This is a genomic window from Arthrobacter ramosus, from assembly GCF_039535095.1.
GTDB lineage: Bacteria > Actinomycetota > Actinomycetes > Actinomycetales > Micrococcaceae > Arthrobacter > Arthrobacter ramosus.
Window position 1 is genome coordinate 4,561,587 of the sequence record NZ_BAAAWN010000001.1, and the last position, 23,092, is coordinate 4,584,678.

General features: G+C 64.6%; 23 protein-coding genes. 7 read left to right on the forward strand and 16 right to left on the reverse strand.

The features are described from left to right. Window positions 1-62: 62 nt before the first annotated feature. Entirely contained in the window at window positions 63-905 is an 843-nt protein-coding gene (locus ABD742_RS21020; protein ID WP_344788924.1) for a glycerophosphodiester phosphodiesterase family protein, read from the reverse strand. A gap of 188 nt (window positions 906-1,093) precedes the next feature. Between ABD742_RS21020 and ABD742_RS21025 the strand changes: the two genes are divergently transcribed. Then, complete coding sequence (locus ABD742_RS21025; RefSeq protein WP_372460982.1) at window positions 1,094-2,374, forward strand: DUF445 domain-containing protein; 1,281 nt, start codon at window positions 1,094-1,096, stop codon at window positions 2,372-2,374. A gap of 260 nt (window positions 2,375-2,634) precedes the next feature. On the opposite strand, the gene ABD742_RS21030 is transcribed toward ABD742_RS21025, so the two are convergent. From ABD742_RS21030 to ABD742_RS21045, 4 genes are read right to left on the reverse strand one after another with little or no spacing between them, the layout of a single operon-like run. Next, entirely contained in the window at window positions 2,635-3,582 is a 948-nt protein-coding gene (locus tag ABD742_RS21030) for a 5-oxoprolinase subunit C family protein (protein ID WP_234754022.1), read from the reverse strand. Beyond that, window positions 3,582-4,238 carry a 5-oxoprolinase subunit PxpB gene (gene pxpB / locus ABD742_RS21035; RefSeq protein WP_344788927.1) on the reverse strand — a complete coding sequence of 219 codons (657 nt, stop codon included), beginning with the start codon at window positions 4,236-4,238 and terminating at the stop codon, window positions 3,582-3,584. The genes ABD742_RS21030 and pxpB overlap by 1 nt, the downstream gene beginning before the upstream one ends. Beyond that, a complete protein-coding gene (locus ABD742_RS21040; protein ID WP_234754024.1) occupies window positions 4,213-4,962 on the reverse strand; it encodes a LamB/YcsF family protein in 750 nt (249 codons plus the stop codon). Before ABD742_RS21040 ends, pxpB begins: the two co-directional genes overlap by 26 nt. After that, the gene (locus ABD742_RS21045; RefSeq protein WP_234754025.1) at window positions 4,946-5,749 is read right to left on the reverse strand and encodes a hypothetical protein; all 804 of its coding nucleotides are present in this window, start codon (window positions 5,747-5,749) and stop codon (window positions 4,946-4,948) included. The genes ABD742_RS21040 and ABD742_RS21045 overlap by 17 nt, the downstream gene beginning before the upstream one ends. Before the next feature lie 133 nt (window positions 5,750-5,882). Between ABD742_RS21045 and ABD742_RS21050 the strand changes: the two genes are divergently transcribed. From ABD742_RS21050 to ABD742_RS21070, 5 genes are all read left to right on the forward strand, one after another. Beyond that, a complete protein-coding gene (locus ABD742_RS21050; RefSeq protein ID WP_234754026.1) occupies window positions 5,883-6,029 on the forward strand; it encodes a hypothetical protein in 147 nt (48 codons plus the stop codon). A 33-nt stretch (window positions 6,030-6,062) separates the two neighbouring features. After that, on the forward strand, window positions 6,063-6,776 hold the full coding sequence (locus ABD742_RS21055; RefSeq protein ID WP_234754027.1) for a DNA alkylation repair protein: 714 nt from the start codon (window positions 6,063-6,065) through the stop codon (window positions 6,774-6,776). Between the two features lie 207 nt (window positions 6,777-6,983). Further along, window positions 6,984-8,273, forward strand: a complete 1,290-nt coding sequence (locus ABD742_RS21060) for a macrolide family glycosyltransferase (protein WP_234754028.1) — start codon at window positions 6,984-6,986, stop codon at window positions 8,271-8,273. A 31-nt stretch (window positions 8,274-8,304) separates the two neighbouring features. Further along, a complete protein-coding gene (locus tag ABD742_RS21065) occupies window positions 8,305-8,943 on the forward strand; it encodes a hypothetical protein (protein WP_234754029.1) in 639 nt (212 codons plus the stop codon). An 88-nt stretch (window positions 8,944-9,031) separates the two neighbouring features. Then, a complete protein-coding gene (locus ABD742_RS21070) occupies window positions 9,032-9,442 on the forward strand; it encodes a DUF6855 family protein (protein ID WP_234754030.1) in 411 nt (136 codons plus the stop codon). 8 nt (window positions 9,443-9,450) lie between these two features. Here the strand turns inward: ABD742_RS21070 and ABD742_RS21075 are convergent, their stop codons facing one another. Then, window positions 9,451-9,984: a MarR family winged helix-turn-helix transcriptional regulator gene (locus tag ABD742_RS21075; RefSeq protein ID WP_234754031.1), complete on the reverse strand. Its 534-nt coding sequence runs from the start codon at window positions 9,982-9,984 to the stop codon at window positions 9,451-9,453. Between the two features lie 108 nt (window positions 9,985-10,092). Here ABD742_RS21075 and ABD742_RS21080 point away from each other — a divergent pair, with 108 nt between their 5' ends. After that, complete coding sequence (locus ABD742_RS21080) at window positions 10,093-11,316, forward strand: FAD-dependent oxidoreductase (protein ID WP_234754032.1); 1,224 nt, start codon at window positions 10,093-10,095, stop codon at window positions 11,314-11,316. Between the two features lie 39 nt (window positions 11,317-11,355). Here the strand turns inward: ABD742_RS21080 and ABD742_RS21085 are convergent, their stop codons facing one another. From ABD742_RS21085 to ABD742_RS21130, 10 genes are all read right to left on the reverse strand, one after another. Next, on the reverse strand, window positions 11,356-12,129 hold the full coding sequence (locus ABD742_RS21085; protein WP_234754033.1) for a hypothetical protein: 774 nt from the start codon (window positions 12,127-12,129) through the stop codon (window positions 11,356-11,358). A 184-nt stretch (window positions 12,130-12,313) separates the two neighbouring features. Beyond that, window positions 12,314-14,704, reverse strand: coding sequence for a glycoside hydrolase family 65 protein (locus ABD742_RS21090; protein WP_234754034.1), 2,391 nt, complete (start codon window positions 14,702-14,704; stop codon window positions 12,314-12,316). Window positions 14,705-14,743: 39 nt separating this feature from the next. Continuing rightward, complete coding sequence (locus ABD742_RS21095) at window positions 14,744-15,481, reverse strand: HAD family hydrolase (protein ID WP_234754035.1); 738 nt, start codon at window positions 15,479-15,481, stop codon at window positions 14,744-14,746. Between the two features lie 17 nt (window positions 15,482-15,498). Further along, window positions 15,499-16,509, reverse strand: coding sequence for a LacI family DNA-binding transcriptional regulator (locus ABD742_RS21100; protein ID WP_234754036.1), 1,011 nt, complete (start codon window positions 16,507-16,509; stop codon window positions 15,499-15,501). Window positions 16,510-16,663: 154 nt separating this feature from the next. Beyond that, complete coding sequence (locus tag ABD742_RS21105; RefSeq protein ID WP_234754037.1) at window positions 16,664-17,281, reverse strand: alpha/beta hydrolase; 618 nt, start codon at window positions 17,279-17,281, stop codon at window positions 16,664-16,666. Between the two features lie 66 nt (window positions 17,282-17,347). Then, window positions 17,348-18,559: a metal-dependent hydrolase family protein gene (locus ABD742_RS21110; RefSeq protein WP_234754038.1), complete on the reverse strand. Its 1,212-nt coding sequence runs from the start codon at window positions 18,557-18,559 to the stop codon at window positions 17,348-17,350. A gap of 67 nt (window positions 18,560-18,626) precedes the next feature. Then, window positions 18,627-19,082 carry a GAF domain-containing protein gene (locus tag ABD742_RS21115; protein WP_234754039.1) on the reverse strand — a complete coding sequence of 152 codons (456 nt, stop codon included), beginning with the start codon at window positions 19,080-19,082 and terminating at the stop codon, window positions 18,627-18,629. Then, window positions 19,079-20,614, reverse strand: a complete 1,536-nt coding sequence (locus ABD742_RS21120; RefSeq protein WP_234754040.1) for a helix-turn-helix domain-containing protein — start codon at window positions 20,612-20,614, stop codon at window positions 19,079-19,081. The genes ABD742_RS21115 and ABD742_RS21120 overlap by 4 nt, the downstream gene beginning before the upstream one ends. Next, complete coding sequence (locus ABD742_RS21125) at window positions 20,607-21,689, reverse strand: DUF917 domain-containing protein (RefSeq protein WP_234754041.1); 1,083 nt, start codon at window positions 21,687-21,689, stop codon at window positions 20,607-20,609. The genes ABD742_RS21120 and ABD742_RS21125 overlap by 8 nt, the downstream gene beginning before the upstream one ends. Further along, a complete protein-coding gene (locus ABD742_RS21130) occupies window positions 21,686-23,038 on the reverse strand; it encodes a hydantoinase/oxoprolinase family protein (RefSeq protein WP_234754042.1) in 1,353 nt (450 codons plus the stop codon). Before ABD742_RS21130 ends, ABD742_RS21125 begins: the two co-directional genes overlap by 4 nt. Window positions 23,039-23,092 lie beyond the last annotated feature (54 nt).

Below are 23,092 nucleotides of genomic sequence, written 5' to 3' on the forward strand. Positions count from 1 at the left end.
ACGCCGCCAGGGTTCCCTGGCCGAGCTTGCGAGGCGAGGGTGGCGGTGGGGACCAGTGGGCCCTAAAGCTGGGCCAGGACCTGCGCCGGCTTGTTCGTGGTGATCTCGTGGATGCCCAGGCCTTGGCAGAGGGCTACATCGTTCTCCGAATCGACGGTCCACACCCGGAAGCGGCGGCCTGATTCAAGCCAGCGCTGGACGGTGCGGGCGTGCTTGCGGACGTAGTCGATGCCCGGGCCGGCCAGTCCGACCTCACAGTCGTCCAGGATCCGTTCGCCTTCCTGCTGGGCTGCCTTCATCACGTTGGCCACCGCTCCCCCGGTGATGACGCCCAGGCCGAGTTCATCGCGGATTTCCTCCACCGTGACGTCGTCCACCAGCTGGCAGATGTGCTCCGCGGGAACGAACTGGAGCAGGTGCTTGACGGAATCCGGGCTGAAACTCATGAAGGAAACCTGGATGTTGTCCAGAATGGAGGTCTCTGCGTTCCATCCTTCGCTGCTCAGAAGCTCGAGCACGCGGTCTTCAAGCTTGAGCTGGTACGGGCTGGGGTGCTTGAGCTCAATGGCCAGGCCGATGGCCCTGCCGGCATCGCGCAGGATGTCCAGCAACTCCGGGAGCGTCAGGAGCTGGTCCGACTTTGCGCCGTACTGGTCCGGAATCCGGGCGCCCTTCCAGGAGGAGAAATCCAACTGCCGCAACTCTTCGAGCGTCTTCTCGGCCACGGGACCGGTGCCGTCCGAGGTACGGTCCAGGTTTGCGTCGTGAAGCAGGACCACGTGCTGGTCCCTGGTCAGGTGAACGTCGCACTCGACGCCGTCGGCCCCGTCGGCGATTGCCTTCAGGTATGCGGCACGCGTGTGCTCCGCAAATGCGGCGCTGGCTCCGCGGTGGGCGTAGACCATGGGCCGCGTGTTTTGCTCCGTGCTTTGGTCTGGGCGACCGGGCTCGTCATTCGTCATGGGGATACGGTAGCCCACGCCCATGACAGCGACGGGGCTACGCTGGGCACATGCAGGTGAACTCTGAACAAATCCCGGTGACGGACAGCAATAGTGACCCGGCCGTGGAGGCCACCCGGCGCCCAGGTGCCATGAACAGCTCCACGGTTGCGGCCGGCGTCGGGCAACGAAACGGTGACGCCGAAAAGGCCGCTGCCCTGCGTCGGATGAAGTCGGTGGCGCTGGCGCTCCTGATTGCGATGGCCGTGGTTTTCACTGCTGCTTTCGCGTTGCAGAGGCAATATCCATGGATGGAATATGTGCGGGCCGCTGCCGAGGGCGGCATGGTGGGAGCGTTGGCCGACTGGTTCGCCGTCACGGCCCTGTTCAAATACCCCATGGGCCTGAAAATCCCGCACACGGCCATCATTCCGCGACGCAAGGATCAGATCGGCGCTTCGCTTGGGGAATTCGTGGAGACCAACTTCCTGTCCGAGCAGGTGGTCCAGGAGAAGCTCGCGAGCGTGGACATCGCCCGGAAAGCCGGCAAGTGGCTTGCTTCCCCGGGCGGCCCGGAGCGTATCGCAAAGGAAGGTTCAGCACTGATCCGCGGAGCGTTCACCGTGCTGAACGACGACGACGTCCAGGCAGTGATCGAGGGCATGGTCCGCAAGCACCTGCTCACTCCGCCATGGGGACCACCCGTGGGCCGGATGGCCGAACGGATCTTTGCCGACGGCCACCACCACAAGCTCGTCGATCTGCTGGTTGACCGCGCGGCGGATTGGGTGGAAGCGAACCACTCCACGGTAAACCGGCTTGTGTCCGACCGTTCGCCCCTCTGGGTTCCGTCCTTCGTGGACGACATCGTGGGCGACCGGGTCTACAACGAAATCGCCAAGTTCATCCGGGCGGTGCAGCAGGATCCCGATCATCAAGTCCGCCAATCGATCGATACATACCTCGGCGATCTTGCCCAGGATCTTCAGCATGATCCTGCAATGATTGCGCGGGCCGAGGCGATCAAGACCCAGGTGCTTGGTGATCCCGAGGTCCGCGAACTCGCTTCCCGCACGTGGGGCACCATCAAGGACGCCCTGCTCACCGCCGTCGACGATCCCGACAGCGAACTGACACAGCGTTTCAAGAGCGCCGTCCGGGACTTCGGTTCACGGCTGGTCAGCGATGACGAGCTGGCCGGCAAGGTCAATGCCTGGATCGGTGATGCTGCCGGGTACCTCGTCAAAACGTACCGCTCCGACATCGCGGGGGTCATCACGGACACCGTCGCGCGCTGGGATGCTGAGGAAACCTCGCAAAAGATCGAACTCCAGGTCGGCAAGGACCTGCAGTACATCCGCATCAACGGCACCGTGGTGGGATCGCTGGCCGGACTCGCGATCTTCGCGGTGGCGCACTTGGTGTTCGGCTGACGCGGGTTTAGCCCGCCAGCAACAAGGGGACATGCCCACCGCTCGCAGCAAGCATTGGACATAATCCCAATATGTCCACTCCACGTACCCAGGAAGGCGCATGTCCAATGTGGGTACCCGGCAGGCAGCACGGGACATGCCCAGCCCTGCCCCAGACCAACGGATATAATCCCATCATGTCCACTCCAGATACCCAGGAAGGCGCATGTCCAACGCGGCGTGCGTACCAGCGAGGCGCATGTCCAGTGGAGGGGGAACCCTCAGCCCAGGAAACGGATCCGCTGGCCGGGGCGGGCTTGGCCTAACAAGTCCAGATCCGCGCGACGCACCACGGCAATCACGGGGTAGCCACCCGTCACGGGATGATCTGCCAGGAATACCGTTGGAAGTCCCGAAGGCGGAACCTGCAGTGCGCCGAGCACCATGCCTTCGCTGGGCAGTTCCTCGAGGCGGGTCTGGGTGAGCGGACGGCCCACCAGCCGGGCACCGATCCTGTTGGAATCAGGCGACAGGGTCCATTCCTGACTGACAAGGCGGCGCCAGGAGTCGTCGTCGAACCAGTCTGCCCGGGGGCCGCGGTCCACGCGGGCTGTGATGGCCCGCCCAGGATCAGGAGCGCGGCGGATGGCAGGTAGAGCATGCGCACTGTTGATGGTCCCAATGCCCGCGCCGGCCCCAGATCCGGCCCCAGGTCCGGACCCGTGCCCGGGAACGGAATCCGTTCCGGAAACCAGGCCGTTGCCCACGGAAACACGCCCGATTCCCAACTGCCCGCCCGGTTTCAACGGCGCGGGGCCTTCACCGGAGAGCATGTCCGTGCTTCTTGAGCCGAGGAGCTTGGGCACATCGATGCCGCCCTGCGCTGCAAGGTAATACCGCAGTCCGAACAGCGGAGCACCGAAATCCAGCACCGCACCCGGAGCCACCCGCACGGCTTGGTTCAGCGGAATCTCGGCGCCGTTGAGCGTCACGATTCCTTCCGCGCCTGCCACGGCGACCGTCGACGCCGTGACGAACCTCAGGCGAAGCCCGCCCAGCAATATTTCCAGACCGGCAGCTTCCGCAGGATTCCCCACCAGCAGATTGGCAAGCCGGAGTGATTGCCGGTCGAGGGCGCCGGAAGGGCTCAGTCCCAGCGAAGCCCAGCCGTGCCGGCCAAGGTCCTCCACCAAGGTGAGTGGGCCGGGGTTCACCACTACGATCCCCATCAGGCCTCCACGAACCGGACCAGGTCACCCGGCCGGATCGCCGCGGGCTCGGCTTTGGACGCGTCCCAAAGTGCCGCCGTCGTGGTTCCGATCAATTGCCAACCCCCGGGAGAGGACCGCGGGTAGACGCCGCTGAACTCGCCTGCGAGGCCAACCGAGCCGGCCGGCACGGCCGTGCGCGGAGTGTTTCGACGCGGTACGCGGAGCCGCTCATGCGTGGTGACCAGGTACACGAAGCCGGGCGCGAAGCCGGAGAAGGCGGCCGTCCACTCCGAGCCCGTGTGAAGCGTGACCATTTCGGCCTCGCTCATGCCGAGGAGCTGTGCCGTCTCGGCAAGGTCGGGGCCGCCGTAGGAGACCTCGATGGTCACTTCGCGGCCCGAGCCCGAGACCCCCGCTGCCGGTTCCGCGGACTCCAGCCAGTTGCGGACTTCGGAGGGGCGGATCGTCTCGGGATCGAAGGTGACGAGGACGGTTCGGGCGGCGGGCACGACGTCGATGATCCCCGGCGGCGCTGAAACGCCGGCCGACGTGCCGGCCCCGGTCAGCCCGCGGTAGTACGCGACGACGGCGGCGAGTCCGGGCAGTTCCACCAAGAAGGCGCTGTCGCCGCAGGGCAGAAGCGTCCGGTCAGGCGAACGATTCAATCTCCACACCAGCTTCCTCAAGACCAGCGCGCACCGCCGCAGCCAGCTCAACAGCACCCGGGGTGTCGCCATGGATGCACAAGGAATCGGGCTTCACCCGGACCACCGTGCCGTCCACGGCCAGCACCTCGCCCCGCTCGGCAAAGCGCACGGCCCGCTCAACTACCGCGGCGGCGTCGTGCACCAGCGCGCCTTCCTGCGAGCGCGGCACCAACGTTCCGTCCGGCATGTAGCCGCGGTCCACGAAAGCCTCCCGGAACACCGGGTGCCCGGATTCCTCGGCGAGGCGCAGCAGCGCCGAGCCCGGCAGGCCAAGGACAGGTAGCCCGGGATCGTAGGCGTGAATCGCGGCCACTACGGCTTCGGCCTGCTCGACGTCGTTGACGATCCTGTTGTACAGGGCACCGTGGGGCTTGACGTAGTCCACGGAGGCGCCCACCGCGTGCGCCATGCCGTCCAGGGCGCCAAGCTGGTAAAGGACGTCGCCGAAGAGCTCATCGAAGGACATGTCCATCGCTCGGCGCCCGAAGCCGTGCAGGTCCCGGTAGCCCACGTGGGCGCCGACCCGGACGTCGAGCTCGAAGGCGGCACGGCAGGTGTCCAGCATGGTCACCGGGTCCCCGGCGTGGAAGCCGCAGGCAACGTTGGCACTGCTGACAATCCGGAACATTGAAGCGTCGTTCCCCATGGTCCAGGAGCCGAACGACTCACCCGAATCAGCGTTGAGATCCACTATTTCCGCCTTCCAGCGCGTTCCGGCGGGCGGCTGGAACCAGCTCGCCCGGAATGATGTCCGGCATGGGACCGAATGCTTCCCTCGCCGAGGCCGCTACGGCACGCCCCATGACACGGTTCCCGACTCCGCCCACCACGGCCCCCACGCCGAAAGGCAGGGCACGGCCGAGGAAAGCGGCGCCTTGGCGCCTGACGAGGCGCTTGAGGAAGGCACGCTGGATGGCGTCGCGAATGACCCCGAATCCTCCGCCAGGCAGCTTTTTGGTGAGGGTCTTGCCCCAGGCCTGCGTGACGCCTTTGCCTTTGCCGAGCGATTGTCCGCTCAGCGCACCCAGCAGGGCGGTGCCTTCCTCGCCGAGCATGATGGCCATGACCATCGTTCGAGCACGGTCCGGATCGGTCAGGCGGATGCCGTGGAGCTCGGCCAGGGAAGCGGCGTAAAGCGCGGTTCCTTCCAGGAAGCCGATGGTGGCAAGCGCGGACAGGCCCAGCGAGGCTGCGGTGCCGATACCGGGCACGACGGCGGTTGCCCCGACGGCGGCACCCCCGCCGGTGACTGCGGCGAGGTAGTCGCGCTCCAGTTTGGCGGCCAGCTGCGCCGCCGTGGCCTGCGGGTGTTTGCGCTGCAGGCGGCGCAGGTTTGCCAAGACAAGGGGACGTTGGACCTCGACGGCCCGAAGCAGCACATTGTGGACACCGGGCTTGGCTTTGCCGCTGGCGTCGAACATGGCGTTGTGCGCCGTTTCCTGCGCAATCTTTACTGCCTGGTTGGGTCGCTTTGCCATTTTTCACCTCTGCATTCAGCCGTTGGATTCGTTCGGTAGTTCCTTGGCCTAGCCTAGGCCACACGCACCCTCCCCGGCGTAGACTTTAAGGCGTTCGCGGGAACAGTCCAACGAAGGACAGGAAGTATCCGGAATGGAAAAAGCAGCAGAGTCCAACGACGTCCGGCACCACAGTGACGCCCCTGCTGAAGGGGAAACCGAGGGCTGGGTGTCCCACGATACCGGCCTTCATAGCCAGGAACCTGCCGAAGGGCCGGATACCGACGACGCCCCCGCATAGTAGCGTTCAGCCTGCGAAATCGGGGGCCCGAAAGTGGCTTCGCACGGAGTGCTCGTCCCTCCGGGGGATACTCAACCGGGGCAACTGTTGGCGCGCGTCCTCGACGAACTGCGCGCTTTGGAGAAGCACGACGCCGCGAGCTTCCGCACCGTCCGCCGCAGGGTTTCCGCGGAAATCGCCACGATGGACGCCGCCGTCGTCTTCAGTCTCGCCGAAGGGCTTGTAGCAGCTGGCTTTGACTGGGAGGGATGGGAATTCATCAATTCCCATCGAGCGGCTTTCGCTGAGCTGACGCCAGCCCGGCTTGAACACTTAGGAGAAGGCATCGCTACTTGGGGCCAGGCCGATGCCTTCGCGACCGACTTAGTCGGACCCGCGTGGCGCGAAGGGCTCATCTCGGACGCCGATGTCGACCGCTGGGCGCGGAACCCGGACCATTGGTGGCGGCGCATAGCGCTTGTCTCCACTACCGTGCTCAACACGAGATCACGATGGGGAACCGGCGATACGCAACGGACGCTCGGCGTCGTCGGCATCTTGATCAATGATCGCGACGACAGCGTGGTCAAGGCAGTTAGCTGGGCGTTGCGGTCCTTGGTGCCGTGGGATCCGCGAGCGGTCCGGACCTTCCTTGAAATGCATGAGACGGAGCTTGCCGCCCGCGTGAAGCGCGAGGTGCGGACCAAGTTGGAGACCGGGCTGAAATCGCGCCGGCGCAGCGTTCATGCCACTGACCTTTCGAACTGAGCATCTACTGTTCTGTGACCGGAAGGTGGGCCCCCTCCGGCGAGGGCCCCGGCCTGAGCTTGCGAAGGTTGGGAGCCGGAAGGTGGGCCCCCTCCGGCGAGGGCCCCGGCCTGAGCTTGCGAAGGTTGGGAGCCGGAAGGTGGGCCCCCTCCGGCGAGGGCCCCGGCCTGAGCTTGCGAAGGTTGGGAGCCGGAAGGGAGTGGCGCTGTGCACATAGCCTTCATCTGTTTGCCTGCAGCGGGCCATGTGAACCCGACGTTGCCAGTGGTCGCAGAGCTGGTTCGCCGGGGCCACCGGGTCACGTATGCGACCTCGGCGAAGTACTCGAAGGCGGTCGAATCTGCCGGCGCCGTATTCTTTCCCAGTGGAGAGGACCTGGCGGCCTTCCTTCCCCCGCGCGAACATTCCGCTGATGGCGCCCCGGCGCCGGCAGATGGCGGCCCGGCGCCGTCACCGATGGCGGGGATGTTCGCCGGGATGGCGTCCGGAATGATGTCGGGACTGCTTGAACGGATTCTCAAGGGCGCAAGGGAGGAATTCCCGGCGCTGCTGGCTCGGCTAGCCGAGGATCCGCCGGACGGGGTGTGCTACGACGCGATGACGCTCTCGGGGAAGATGGCTGCCGCGAAGCTGGACTTGCCCGATATTGCGTTGCTTCCGAGCTATGCCACCAATGAACATTTCTCGATGCGGGATCTCATGCCTGGCCCGCCGCCGCCAGGCATGGTCGAGGCCTGGAAACAGGCCAGTCAGCGGATCAATGATTTCGCTGCGGAGCATGGCGTTGGCCATCTGCAATTCATGGGAGGCCCTCCTGCAACGCTGAACATCTCCTTCATCCCGAGGGAATTCCAGCCCTCGGGAGAGACATTCGATGCCAGGTTCCACTTTGTGGGCCCATGCCTCGGCCTGCGGGGCAACGAGGAGGCCTGGCAGCCCCGGACGAGGGACAGGCCGCTGTTGTTCGTCTCGCTTGGCACCACACCGTTGAATGACCGGCCGGATTTCTTCAGGATGTGCCTGGAAGGATTTGCGGGCACCCACTGGCAGGTTGCCATGGCAATCGGAGAGCGCGTCGAGGAGTCCGAGCTTGGGGAGATCCCGGAAAACTTTGAGGTACGGCCCTTCTTTCCGCAGCTGGAAGTCCTACCGCACGCCAACGCTTTCCTTTCCCACACCGGGATGAATTCGACCATGGAGGCGCTTTATTTCGGGGTTCCGTTGGTAGCTTTCCCGCTGCAGCCCGAACAGGGAGCCAATGCACGCCGGGTGGAGGACCTGGGACTCGGGCGCCGGCTCCCACAGGAAGGGCTCTCCCCCGAGCTGATCCGGGAAACCGTCATTGCAGTCAGCGGCGACAAGGCGATCCGCGGCAACCTCGAGGCGATGAGTGCACGGGTGCGCGGTGCCGGCGGATCCTCCGCAGCCGCCGACGCCATCGAGGACTTCCTGCGCGGCCTCGCCGTCCGCCTTCCAGTGCCGCCCGATGCTCTGTAGCGTGTAGCCAACACCACGACGGGAGGGCCTCATGCGCTGGATGAACGCTCCCGCCGGTACGCCCTGGAACAACCCATGGCCGCACGACATGGTGATCAGCGTCGAGGACCGCTCGCTGCCGCTGAACGAGCTTCTGTTCATCCGGCACGCTTGGGGCTTGGCCCCCGACGCCGACATTCCCGCACTCTCACCCCGTCCAGATGCGGGGACCTCACGGACCCCTGGTTCGGCGAGCGTCGCGGAGTGGGAGGAAAGGTGGCAGACTGCCTGGAAGCGTGCCTGGGACTGGTACGAGATGAGGGAACGGACCGCGGAAAACAGGCCCACACCCGAGGCGATCCGGCAGGTCACCCGCCCGGGTCAACCGCTCCATCCGTTCATTCCACCATTGTGGAGTTCTGAATACGGCAACGAGGGCGTGGACCAGGCGGCTTTCCATGCTTGGCACAATTCCCTGGTCCCTGCCGTTCCGCCGACTGCGGAACGCGATAGCCTGCAGGCTTTGATTCCGGCCTGGGAGAGCGGGCTGGAAGAAATCATCGTTCTCCCCTACGCCGGCTTCTATGCCAAACGCATCAGCCGGCGGCAACTAGTTGTTTCGGCGACGACGCGGAGCGAGCCCGCGAGCTACAACCGGGCATTGGTGGTTCGGCTAGCCGAGGGCGGCTAAGCCCGGGCTGGCCCCGCAGACATTCGGCCAGGCCCTGTGTAGCGTGTAGCCAACACCCGCGCGACGCCCCCAGGAAGGACACCGTGACATGGCCGCTGGATCCAAGGAAGACCCCTGGAAGCTCACCACCCCGCCTGGCTCCTCCGACTACACGATGTATCGGGATGAAGCAGGTGATCCGCCCGCGATCGTTTGCCAGGTGGGCTCCACGACCCTCAAATACCATCTGAGCGCCATCGAGGACCTGCATGCGTGGCTACTCCAGCAAGGCGATTGGGTGCCGCTCTGGGCCGCCGACGAGAACAAGCCCGCCGCCGAAGGCACGGTTGAGGCCTGGGGTCGCGACGACGGTAATCCGGTGGGCGGTTGGTACGGCCTGCGCAAGGGATACCGCGGTCGCTTCGGTATGTACATGCCACCGCTCATGGAAGCACTTGGGCTCGCCGAACTCACCCATGAGAAGCGGAACAACAGCATGCGGGGCATCGCGCCGAAGTAGGGAGCAACTCAGGCGGGGTTCGACGACGGCGCGGGGCCGCCGTCGTCGTGCGCGTCACCGCCGGATGCGGCACCCAACCGCCCGGCTGCGTCCTGCTGGATCCGTGCGGCTTTGGAGGAGTAGTCCGCGATGACGCGGAGTTCTTCGTCGCTGTAGCCCTCCAGCAGGCTCGCGAGGCCGCCCATGAAGTCGACGAAATGGGGCATTGCGGCAGTCACCTGGTCCCCCACGAGCTCGATCAGGACCTTCCGTTTGTCCCCTTCGTACCGGACCCTGCGCGCCACACCCTTGCTCTCGAGCCGTTGCATCAATCCGGTGACCGAGGCCGGAGCCAGCCCGGAATGTTCGCCGAATTCCCCCGCCGTCATGGGTCCGAAGCGCAGCAGGATGTCGATCGCCTTGCCCTCCGTCGCCGACAGTCCGCGCAGCTCGGAGAGCTTTGTGTGGAACATGACGGCCGCCGTCGAAAGCTCCCGTCCCGAGGCAAAGACCGCCTCAAGCAAGTCTTGGCGCTGCGTACTGACGCCCGGTTGGTTCTCCATCCTCCGAGGCTAGCAAACTATTTCGTCTCACCGAAAGGATTGACGACCCTCGGTGCGAGTCATATATTTCTTTCAACCGAACGAAATAAATTTGCAAAGGACTCCGCCATGTTGAACTGCCTTGTTATCGGATCCGGGATCGCCGGACTCGCCACGGCCATCTCACTGCAGAAAGCCGGCCATCACGCCACCGTGTTCGAGGCCTACAATGGGCCCTCGAACGGCGTGGGCGGCTTCCTCACCGTCGCCGTCAATGGCTTCGATGCCCTGAAAACCCTCGAACTCAAGGATGCAGCTGCCAATCTGGGCTTCAGCACCCCAAAGATGTCCATGTATCTGGGCAGCACCGGAAAACACCTCATCGACTTCGACTACGGCGGATCCCTCCCCGATGGCACCACCGCCCGCACCATGACGCGTTCCGAGCTGTATGGCATGTTCCGCGAGGCGGCAGGCGCCCGCGGAATCCGCGTCGAGTACGGAAAGCGGCTCGCTACGGTGAAGGAAGCGCCCGACGGCGTCACGGCCGTTTTCGCGGACGGCACCTCCGCGCACGGAGACCTGGTGGTGGGCGCCGATGGGCTACACTCGGCCGTTCGGCCCCTGATTGACCCCTCATCCCCGGCACCCCGCAATATCCCCCTGCTCAACACCGGCGGGATCGTCGAGTCCGGGTTGCTCCCGCCCAGGCTGCTGGACGTCGAACCGGGACGCATGAAGATGGTCTTCGGCAAGCGCTGCTTCTATTGCTACATGCAGGATCCGGAGGGCAGGATCTGGTGGTTTGCCAACCCGCTGCAACGGTCATCGGAGGATCCGGCCGCGCTGGATCACCGGGCCCGCAAGTCCTGGCTGACGCATCTGGTAGCCGGGGACCGCACGCCCATGGCCAAGATCATCGCCGCTACTGACGGCATCATCCGGCCGTACACGACCTCCGATTTTCCGAGCATTCCCAGTTGGCACCGCGGCAGGCTCGTGCTGGTGGGAGACGCCGCCCACGCTGCATCGCCATCGTCCGGACAAGGCGCCTCCATGGCCATCGAAGACGCCATCACGCTGGGCCGATCGCTCCGGGGCATCTCGTCATCCGACATCCCCGGCGCCCTGTCCCGCTACGAAAAGGAACGCCGGAACCGGGCGGAATCGGTGGTCGAATGGGGCCGCCGGAACGCCGCCCCGAAGATCCGCGGCCAATTCAAGCGCGTCTTCGAAGACCTTGTGCTGAAGGCCGTCTTCCGCTCACTCGCCCGGAAGACGGCCGACAACTTCGATTGGGTCTATCGCCACCACATCGACTGGGATGCATCGGAGACGGTGCCGGCGCGCTGAAGTTCGCTCAAGTAAAGCGTCCCCTGCGCCATCCGGGAATCAGCCGTTGGGATAGGCCTGTGCGATCAGTTTCCCGCGGAGCACGGCGATCTGGGCATACATGTCGTGCACCAAATAGAGATCACGACGCCGGGTCCACGGCTGTCCCGACTGCGGATCATAGGTGCCGGGCAGGTCGATACCTTGGGGAGCGAAAGCGTCCATCCCGCGGTCTTGGGTGGTCTGGACACAGCGCTTGATGTGGTCCCGGAATCCAACAATGCCGGCGATCCCCGAAGGCTGAGATCCGCGCAGCTCCTTGACCTGGGCCGCAACGCCGTCCGTGCTCAGATACACAATGGTGCCGTCCGCCGATATGACCGGTTCAATCGAGGTCACTCCGCTCATGTGGTACTTGGACTCGAGGAACCTGGCGATTTCCCACTGGGCGTAGACGGGAACGTTGCGCGTCGCCCGCAGCTTCGCAACCGTGTCGGCGAGGGCTTCGTTGACCGGGCCAGGCTCGTAGAGCACGCGGCTGGGATCTCCGCCTCCTGCCGGTCGTCGGTTGCCGAAACCATAGGCAATGATGAAATCAATGCTCTCGACCGGCTTGGTTGGCGGATGCCAGTTGAATCCGATGTCTTCAATGTCGGGTTCCACGACGGAGGCGGTGGCATGGTCGTCAAGTTCACGTTCCAACGCGTCCAACATGGTGCGTGTGAGCTTTGCATCCTTTCCCCGCTCGGAAGAGTCCGCGAGGGCCGGAGTAGTGGTGAGCAGCGGTGCCGCCGCGGTCAGCAAGGCAGCGGAGGCGAATGTCCGTCGATCCATGGGTAGAGTCCTTTTCCAGAGAGGTCTCCGGAGACCGTATCGGCGTCCCATGAATCAGGAATGAACCGTTCCCGAATAACTCCGAAACCGCAGCTCCCCACCGGCCGTCCCTGATGAATCCACTGCTGAGTAACTGCCGTTTTCGGGTTTCAAAACGACAGTTACTCAGCAATCGATGGGCCGGCTAGACCCGCGCGCTCCCGATCACCGGAAGTCCCGCCGTCGGGAAGAGGCTCGGGAAGACCGACGGCGCGGGGACCGGCACTTCGTCGAGGGGCACAGCCACCATCTCGATGCCGACGACGACCCGCTGCCCGCGCACGCTGACCTCCAAAGGTGCGACACCGGCGTCGGGCGCTGAACCGGGAGCACCTGCGTCCGGAACCAGCGCAAGGCTGATGGACCCCGGGTGCAGCTCGACGGACAACAGCCGCCCGCGGATCTTGAGCCGGAAGGACAGGCTGTCCCACTCGGCCGGCAGCCGCGGATCGAAGTGCGGGACCTCGCCCTGATCCCGCATGCCCGCGAAGCCGCACACCAAGGAACTCCAGATGCCGCCGGTGGACGCGATGTGCACGCCGTCAACCGTGTTGTTGTGCGTGTTGTCCAGGTCGATGAACAAGGCCTCGGTGAAATGCTTGAGCGCGACGTCGGAGTAGCCCACCTCGGCCGCCATGATGCCCTGGACGCACGCGGACAAGGTGGAGTCGCCGGTGGTGATGGGATCGTAGAAGTCGAACGCGCGCTGCTTTTCCTCGGCCGTGAAGTCCTGCCACTGCAGGAACATCGCGAGCACCGTGTCCGCCTGCTTGAGGACCTGGTGCCGGTAGATCACCAGCGGGTGGAAGTTGAGCAGCAGCGGGTACTTGGACCGCGGCGTGGACCAGTCCCACGGCTCCAGGGTCATGAAGTCGTTGTCCTGGCTGTAGATCTCCATGTCCGGATCGTAGGGAAGGGACATGCGCGCGGCGGCCTGTTGCCACACCATCCGCTCGGTTTCCGGGACGTCCGGGTGTTCCAGTGCCGCAGCGGCTCGCAGGTTAAAGCGGGCCATGACGTTCGTGTAGAGGTTGTCGTTGACCACGGCCGTGTATTCATCCGGGCCGGTGACGCCGTGGATGTGGAACAAACCGTCCTTGCCGAAGAAGCCCAGCGAAGCCCACATGCGGGCCGTCTCGATCAACAGATCGGCGCCCACTTCGGAGCGGAAGCTGGCGTCGCCGCTTGCCCATTGGTAGCGGTTGGCGGCGAAGGAGATCGCGGCGGCAATGTGGAACTGCGCGGTGCCGGCAGCGTAGTACGCGCTGGCCTCGTGCCCGTTGATGGTGCGCCACGGGAACAGGGCACCATCCACGCTCAGTTCCTTGGCCCGGATCCGGGCGTCGGGAAGCATGGCATGGCGCGATTCCAGCACCTGGCGGGCGGCGGCCGGGTTGGTGTACGTCAGGTACGGCAGCAGGTACACCTCCTGGTCCCAGAAGTAGTGGCCCTCATAGCCCGAGCCGCTGACGCCCTTCGCCGGAATGCCCGCGACTCCGGCACGCGCGGTGGCCTGGGCAAGCTGGAACAGGCTCCAGCGCACGGCCTGCTGCTGTTCGGGCTGGCCGCCAATGGTGATGTCCGCTGTGGACCAATAATCGCGGTAATGGGCCGCACCTTCGGCCAGGAGCGCGTCGAACGGCACGAGTCCCAATTCGGCGTCGGACGCCAGGATCTCGCCGGCCTCTGCTGCGCTTCCGTCGGCGCTGTTCACGACGTAGCTGACGCTCTTCTCCAAGCGGAACGTCTCGCCCTCATTCACTGCCATGACGTAGCGGACCGTGGACTCGTCCTCCCCCACCACGGTTTCGAAGGGCTGGCCTTCCGCGGAAATCCAGTGGTCCACGGCCATGCCGATGCGCTGCCTGGATTCGGCGGTTTCCCAGGCCATGCGCAGGGATCCGTCGGAACCCTGGAGGTGGAGCGGGAGCAGCACCCGGCCGGCGTGGCGGCCGGAGCGGCGGGGGTCGTGGGCCGAGTGGTCCTCCACAGGCTGGTCCTGCCGATTGATCACCAAGGACGTGATGTCCGCAGTCACCTGGCGGTCTGCGGTGAGGCTCAGCTCGATGCCGAGGGAACCCCTGGATTCGATTCCCACGGCGCGGCGCTCCAGCGTGGTGACGGTGGCGCCTGAACGGCATTCCCACGTGACAGCGCACTCGTACACGCCCGTGGCAAAGTCGATGCTGCGGCGGTAGTTCTGCACCGTTGACTCGGCGAGGCCCAGTTGTTCGCCGTCGATGACAATGTTGAAGTTGTTGGCATCCGGGACGTAAACGATCCTTTGTCCTATGCGTGCAAAACCGTAGGCGTTCTCGGCGTGCTTGATGTCCCACGTTTCGTGGAAACCGTTGATGAACGTGCCGGGAAGTTCGGCGTCCGCCCCCGCCGAGTGGGCGCCGCGGATGCCCAGGTGGCCGTTGCCGAGGCTGAAGAGGGTTTCGAGCGGACCGGCGTCACCGGGAACGTGGATGCTCTCCACGAGCTTCCACGGTTCGCAGGGGAATCGCAGCCGGTCGGAGCTGATGAGTGCCATGGACTGTTGGTTCCTTCTGTTTCTGGTGAAACGGCTTGATTAGAGGAGATCATCGAGGTCGTCAACCACGAACGTTGCGCCGGCGTCGAGCAGGGTCTGGTGGCCGGCGCCCCGGTCCACCCCGATCACCGCGCGGAAGTTCCCGGCGCTGCCGGCCTGCACGCCGGACACTGCATCCTCGACGACGACGCAGCCCTCGGCGGGAACGTCCAACAGCTCGGCGGCGTAGCGGAAGGTGGCGGGATCCGGCTTGCCGGGAAGCCCGACGGCGGCGGCCACCTGGCCGTCGACCACCACCGGGAAGTAGCCTTCCAGTCCAGCCGCCTTCAGGACGGCGGGCGCGTTGCGCGAAGAGGACACGACGGCGAGCTTGAGTCCCAGCTCCAAGGCTGCGTGGATGAAGCGGACAGAGCCCGCGTACGGCTCGACGCCACGCGAATCCACGATCTCGTTGAAGATCCGGTTCTTGCGGTTGCCCAGGCCCTGCACGCTGGTGTTGGCGGGATCGTCGTCGGTGGGTCCTTCCGGCAACGTGATTCCACGGGAGGTGAGGAAATCCCGCACTCCATCGAAGCGCGGCTTGCCGTCGATGTGGTCGAAGTAGTCGCTCTCCTGGTAGCCGTCCGGATGGCCTGTTTCAGCCAGGTAGCCGTCGAAGAGCTCCTGCCAGGCCTGCTCATGCACGACGGCGGTTGGCGTGAGCACGCCGTCGAGGTCGAAAAGGAGCGCGGTAGCGCCCGTCCAGGCAGTCTTCTGGGTGGCTCGGGTATCAGTCATGGTGTGGCGTGGTCCGTTCAGCGCTGGCGGCGCGTGGTTTTGCGTTCGATCAGCTTGGTGTCAAGGAAGTGGTTGGAGGGTTCGTTGGGGGCGTCGGTGTTCTGGAGCCGGTCCACCAGCAGGTTGGCGGCGAAGGCGCCCTGGTCAGCCACGGGCTGCGCCACTGTGCTCAGGCCAAGGAACCAACTCATGGGGTGGTCGTCGATTCCAATGACGGAGACACTCTTCGGTGCGGACAAGCCATGCTCGCGCATGGCCATCAAGGCTCCGAAAGCCGCCTCGTCGCAGTCCGCAAAGACTGCCGTTGGAAGGCTTCGGTGGGCAATGAGTTCATTCATGGCTTTGCGTCCGCCGTCGATCGTGGAATCCGAGTTGATGACCAAGTCCGGATGAACGGTCAGGTGATGGTCTTTCAATGCCCGGCTGAATCCCTTGAGCCGGTCGCTCGACGTCAGCACCGAGTTCTCTTGCGTTTCGCGGCCGGAAAGCACCGCCAGATCCCAATGACCCAGCCCCAACAGGTGTGAGGTGGCCTGCCAAGCCGCGAGTTCGTCGTCGATCCCTACGTTGTCCCACGGTACGGAAGTCATCCCTACGCTGGCAACTGCAAGGCCGGACGCGGCCAGGAGGGCAACCTCGGATTCGCTCAAATCGACGTTGAGGAGCAGCACGCCGTCCACGCGTTGGGAGAGTCCAAGGAGATCGCCGAAGATCTTCCGCTTGACGCTCGACTTGCCGCGCAGGCTTATCAGGACGGTGTCGAAACCGCTGTCTCCGAACACTTCCTCGGCCGCTTCAACGGCCTGGGCGAAGAACCAGGCGGTGGCGGTGGGAGCAATGATGGCGATGGAACCGGTATTTCCGCCGGCCAGCCGGGCTGCCGCGGAGGATGCCTTGTAACCGAGCTTGGCGGCGGCGTCGGCCACTTTGGCTTGCGCTTTTTCGGACACGTTCGGCAGGTTCCGCAGAGCGCGTGAAACGGTGCAGATGGACAAGCCGGAGAGGACGGCAACGTCCTGGATTGTCACGCGGTGAGCCTTAACCATTCAACACGGCCTCAACCCTTTCATCTTCTGGATTTAGCGCCACATCCTTGCACCGCCGAAGAAGAGTGTAAGCGCTTACAATTTTGGCAATCAAGAGTTGTTTTCCAGCACCCTCGAATGTGACGCGGACCTCACCTCAGCGGAGGACGTAAAACCGCAGAAACGCGTTGACATCCATCATTTCCCGGGCCTCGATCCGGTGGCCCATGCCCGGGTAGGTTCTCGCGGTGAGAGCCATGTTCTTGTTGAGCCATTCCTCGGTGTGCTCAATGGCATCACTGAAGATCACGGGATCGGCCTTGTCCCTCCCCCAGAAGAACGGCGGCGGTGAGTCGAAGGATTCGCTGAGCGCCAGAAGGTCGTTTTCCAGCACGAATCCGGAGAGGCCCACGGTGGCTTTGAAGCCTTCCGGACGAAGCCGCAGAAGCGTACTGGCCATGGCCATGCCCTGGGAATAGCCCAGGAGGCTCACGCTGCTGTGGTTGCGCTTGACCGAGTCAATCCAGGCGAAAACCTTGTTGGTGGCGGTGATAACGTCCGCAAAGTCGTTGGCGAGGAAGTAGTCAAGCAGGAACCAACCGTAGTGGTCCCCGATCGGCATAGGTCCGCGGAGCGCGGCGCAACTGAATTCCCGGGGAATCTGGGGAAAGAGATTCACCATTCGCTGCTCGTCCGTGCCGTACCCGTGCATCATCACGAGGAGCGGCGTCCCAGCGCGCTCATTTTCCGGCTTGGACCAGACGACTGTTTCCATGGGCCACAGCTTAGTGGGGGCGGCTTGGCAGCGGGCGGCGGCCTCTCGAGCCCGCTGCGCGGGCGGCTACTGATTGGCGATGACCTGCCCAGCCTTGATGACTGTACGCATGCGACTTTCGTCCCAGAGCACCGACGGTTCTTCGACGGGGTTTCCGTCCAGGATGACCAGGTCTCCACAGGCTCCTTCGGCTATGCGCCCAAGGTCATCGCGACGCAACAAAGCCGCGTTGGTCGATGTTGCCGAGCGGAGGGCATCGTAGACACCCAGTGCTTCGCATTGCAGGCGGAGCCCGGCCAGTTGCTCGTCCTCCAGCTCCCCCATGAGGTCCGTACCAAATCCAATCCGGACTCCCGCGTCGCGGGTCAACTCGACGGCGTTCCGGCCGGCATCCAGCACTTGCCGGTTCTTGGCCGCCCCTACCTCCGTGAGACCGATTTCTTCGCCGCGCCGGGCCATCGCGTCGTAGGTCGCCAAAGTTGGTACAAGGTAGACCTCATTGTCAGCCATCAAGCGGGCAGTTTCAGCGTCCAATAGATTGCCGTGCTCAATACAGCGAACCCCGTTGAGTACCGAATGACGGATGGCCTCGGGCGAGTAAGCGTGGGCCGTGGCATAGCTGCCCCGGCGGGACGCCTCTTCCGTTACCGCGCGGATTTCAGCCGCGCTGTACTGCGGAACCCTGATGGGGTCTACGGGCGAAATGACCCCGCCGGATGTCATGATCTTGATGGCCGTGGCCCCAGTGCGGAAGCGGCGGCGCACGGCCCGCAGCAACTCATCCGCGCCGTCCACCACTTCGCACATGTGCCCGCCATGGAAGCAACCGTCGTCCGCGGCCCGGATGTCACCGTGGCCACCTGTCTGGCTCAGCGCCGGTCCGGTAAAGAAATACCTCGGACCTGCGTACAAGCCTTCGTCGATGGCATTGGCAAGGCCTATGTCTCCCCCGGCCACGTCACGGACGCTCGTGAAGCCCCGGTTCAAGGCCGCCTTAAGTCGCCGGGCCCCTGCGAGCGCAGAGTAGCTCAATGGCCCCGTTTCGTTCTTGGCGGCAGTCAAGCTGAGCGCGTAGGCATGGAAATGCGCATCGATGAGCCCGGGAATCACGGTACGGCCGTCGGCGTTAACGATTGTTCCGGCCTCTTCCACGTCTCGCCTCACTTCCGTGATGCGGCCTTCGCGGACGACGATGGAGCCTTCGAGCAGGTTCGGGGTCTCGCCGTCGAAGATGAGGGCGTTCCGGATGGTCAGTGTTCCCGGTGTCGTGGTGGTCACGTGCGGGGGTTCCTTTCTGCTGTTTTCGCGGGCGGTCCCTTGGCGACCGCTGTTGAAAGACGGCGAGCTAGTTGGCGGTGGCAATCGCTTGTTCGAACAGCGGGACGGAGCGCTGGGCGATGTCCACGGCCGCATCCACCGATGTCTGCCCATAGCTACCCTCAGGGGCAAGGAAGTTCATGGATCCGATGGTCTCACCATTGCTTACCACTGGAACGTTGACGATGGCACCGCAACCCAGCGACTCAATGGTTGCGGAGTCGAAGAAGAATGCCCGGACTGCTTCCTTGTCCGCCCCAAGGAACGGCTGCTGGCCCTTGAGGACCTGCTCGAGCCACACCGGGTTGGTGTCCCCGCCCAGGGTCTTCCTTCCGCCGACGGGGTAGACCCCCGGGTGGCTCGTATAGATGCGCGCCATGCTGGTGCCTGCGTCGGCGACGACGGAAGCAGTGAACAGGATGACGCCGGGCGTTTCCTGTGCGGCGGCATAGACATCGTCAAAGTTGTCGAACTGGGAACTCATGGGAGTCCTTTCTGGTTTGAGCCGGGATTGGCGGAACTCGCCTTGCTGTGGATTGAGCGGCGAAGTGTGCTGAGGATGAGATGGACGGACAGGAGTTTGGCTGGGACGTCGAGGGGGAGGCCCAGTTCGCGGGCACGGTTGAGTCGGGTCTGCAGGGTGTTCCGGTGCAGGTCAAGGGAGCTTGCCGCAAGGCTGACGGAGCCGTGGTGGTCGAGGAAAGCCCCTGCAGCCGCAATGACAAGGTCTCTGTCCGGGCTGGCCATGAGCAGCGGCAGCGTCAGTTCCGCCACGAGCAGGACCGAGTCCTCATCGACGAACGTCGCGGCCGCCGCAACGTCAAGATTGGCAAAGCCTGCCACCGTGCCGGGTCCCGTCGAGAGGGCGGATTCAGCGGCCAAACGGGATTCACGGACGATATTGGGCAGTGCCGTAGGTTCCTCTCGCCAGCGGGAGAGTCCTGCGCCCAGACCCATTTCCCCCAAAGACTTCCCCAGACGGACCCTGATCCGCGCCTCGAGCTGATCCGCTGCCTCCTGGTATCCGGCGGGAACAAGGGCGAGCCAGCCGCCGTGGACTTCAGCCAGGGGGCTGCGGACTGTGACTTTCCGCCAGAGCAGCCGCAGCACCGCTGTAAGCTCCGGACGATGAGCTTCCAACGACGCCCTGCGGATCCACACGGCCACATATTGCTCCTCCCCACGCCAGCCCAGCTGGGAGAGCAAGTGCCGGTGACGTTCCGCGAACGTGGTCCAGGAGGAGTCGGGGTCGTGGTTCAAACTGACCAGGGCCGCCGTGGGTACTGCACGCGCGGTGTCGAGGGCATCTCCCAACAGCCACGCAGCGTTTACCGACGGCGTGGCCACCTCGAGGATCGACCGGACGAGCTGCAGGTTGTGGACTCCGGATCTCGGCACCCGCGCGGTGAGCCTGGACGGGATGGAGGTATTCGACCCGCGAACATCCACGGTGATGATTTCGACTGCTTCCCGCGTGGGCATTCCCGCGGACGCCAGGCTCACGCCGTCGTACTCCAGCAAGATTTCAATACCGTCCAGCTCCCTGGAGATGGTCTTCAGGACAGCTCCCAAGGTAGTGTCCTTCGCGACCGCTCGGGCAAACCGCGCCAGCTCAGCGTCCACCACAGACAGAGCAGCGCCGATTTCAGCAGCCAGTGCGAGGGCGATGCCCGACGTGTCGCCCTCGGCGGCCAGCAAGGTGATACCCAGCCGCTCGGCGAGGCCGATCACCGCGCTGGAGTAGGTACTTCCAGCGACGACGACGGCGCTGGCCTTCCGCTCCCAGGCGTGCCGCAGGGCTGCGGAAACCAGCCATCCGCCGGAGCCCATCTCCGCAGACAGGACGATGACGGTGTTGGGCCGCACCCGCTGGATGGCATCAAGCTGGGAGACAAGGACGACGCCGTCGATTGCCGCGCTGGACGGCGTGAGATACAGCGGGGTGGTGCCGCGGAGGGAGCCGTGCGCCAGGAGCCCGGCGACATCCAGATGGTTCTCGCTTTTCGATCTACGCATGTTGCCGCCTTGGGTGCTCAATCGGAATACCAAAGGCCTTTGGTTCAGCAAGATCAAGGCCCGCCTGCGAGTACCACTGCGCCGCAGCCGTGATCTTCAGGACGTCAATGACATCGCCCACCCGCACATCGTCGATGTTGACCACCGTGCCGTGCTCGGAGTTGAGGAGCGAGACGATGTCCGGGACGGCCGCAGCGATGGCGCCGTCGACGAGGACCAGCAAGATTTCGTTCTGGATCTCCAAGCGGATGATCTGCCCGGATCGTTCGTCGATGAGCGTCACGCTGGACGGCAGCGCCGGAAGGCCTAGGTCCGAAGGGCGCGACAGGCCTTCGACGTGACTCACCCGGGCCCGAGCAATCCGGGTGGCACCCAGAAATTCAGCGAGCTGCTGGAACTTGCGGTCAACCGAGGTTTCAGCGTCGAGAATCTCCCCGATCCGGATCATCCGGCTGATGGAGCCGTGGACTCCGTGCTCGCGCATTTGGCCCGCTGAGCACGGATACATGGCTGTAGCGGCCCACCCACCCATCTCCGTGACGAGGGCCCGCACCAGGGTTTCGGCCCGCTGCGGGTTCTCAGCCTCCACCACAGCCCGTTCGCCGGTGACTCCCATGAGGGCGATCGGACTGATGGGGACGTGGCCGATGTTCAGCGTTGTTTGGCTGATCAAGGGAAAGACACGGCCCATGGGGTCGGAATCAATAACCGGCAGCGAAGACTGCAGCCCGACCATGAGGGGAACAATTCCGTTGATGTTGGCGGCGGCGAGCGAATAGATCGCCCGCACCTGTCGGCCGAGGTTGGCCTCGATGGCACGGATGCAGCCGATGAACTCATCGCCTACAGGAGGCATATCCGCGATGAAGAGACCCTGAGTAACCATTCCGATCGCAACCACGAGGTCATCGGGGGCCAGCTCGTCAATCGAGATGAGTTCCAACGCACGGTTTTCCATGGCCTTTTCGATCATCTCCGCGTAAACGTAGATGGCTGTCGGGTCGATGGTGCAGGCCAGGAAGTGGGCGCCGGTTCGCAGGTGCCGGACATCTTCCACCGTCAGCAGGGCGTTCATCGGATGGCCCCCTCTTCCACCCTGAAAGGTGCCCGTACTTGAATTTCGGCGGCATCTTCAAAGGTGTCCCCGGAGACTTCACCAGCCGCTTGGACCCTGATCCGCACGATGCCGGGGTTGCCATAGGGCATGGCATAGACATTCGATTCAATGATCCGCGTGAGCCCGGGGCTCGCCCCCGACTGAACGGCTGCCGACTCGGCATCTTCTTCCGCGCGACGCTGCACCAACTGGAGGTCCGCCCGCCCGCTAACCGTCTCCAACCTGTCGATCCAGGCGGTCAGGGGCGCGACGGCGGACCCCACCTGTGCGGCGTCGTGCGCTGCTGCCAGCGTGGGAACCAGCCCGAACGGAAGCGGGGTGTCCTGCCCGCTTCGGAGATCGGCAATCACCGAGGGGACCGCAGGGCGGACCGGATGGTCGGCCGTGTACGGTTCGACGACGGCGGCGTTGCTGGCGAGGCTCGCCTCGTACCCTTGGCGGATGACGCTTCGCGTAGCAGGGAGGCCGCCACGGATTTGGCCCACAGTGACCCCGGAGTCCGTGCAGATGACGACCTCCCCATCCGGAGCGCCGGCCAAGGTAGCCGCGCCGAGGATCTGCATAGCGGGTTCGGGGCGCAAGCCGTGAATCGGAATCACTGCCAGCCGCGCAAGCGGCGCACGGCCGCCGTCGTTCTTGGCGAACCACATCGTGGCGGAGGGAAAATACCGCCGTCCCGACGCTTCCAGCATCGCGGCCAGGTCCTCCCCTGTTTCCATGAGGGCGCTGTTCAGGATGGCTGTGTAGTCACGGTCGCGGAAAACACTGGAATAGAAGTCGCTGGAGATGCTGATGCGCATTTCGCTGTCACTGGACAAGATGGCATCGGCAATGCGCGTTTCGTGATCCTTCGACGCTGTCGACCCCACGGAGGTGATTGCAATGTTCCGTACCTCTCCGGAGAGGATGTCCGGAAGTTCGGCCAGGAAAGCCTCCAACCCGAGCGGAGCGAGCGGGCGTCCCCGCAGGTCGTGGCCTCCGCCGACGTGGACGGTCCGGGCCACCACTGGTTCGACGAGTGCCGGCAACCCAGTCACGTGGAACGCGTCCGCAGGCGGTCGCGGCGAAATCCGGATCGCGATGACCGGGGCGAGTTTCCGTGCTGCCAGGACGCGTCCGACGTCGGCGGTAATGTCCGTTACTTTCGTAATTTCCGCACCAAGCTCGTGGCGAAGCTCTTCGAAGGTGGTGTCGACTGCCTCCGCAAGGTTGCTGCCGTGCACTTCGGCCGGCGCGGACACCACGGTGTGCCCGTCCAACACCAAGGTCCGGCAGCTTGTTCCCTGCAACCGCAGCCCTATGCGCATTGTTCGGCCTCCTGTTCAGCCTGCTCCAGTTCCCTCACCAGGTCATGACGATGT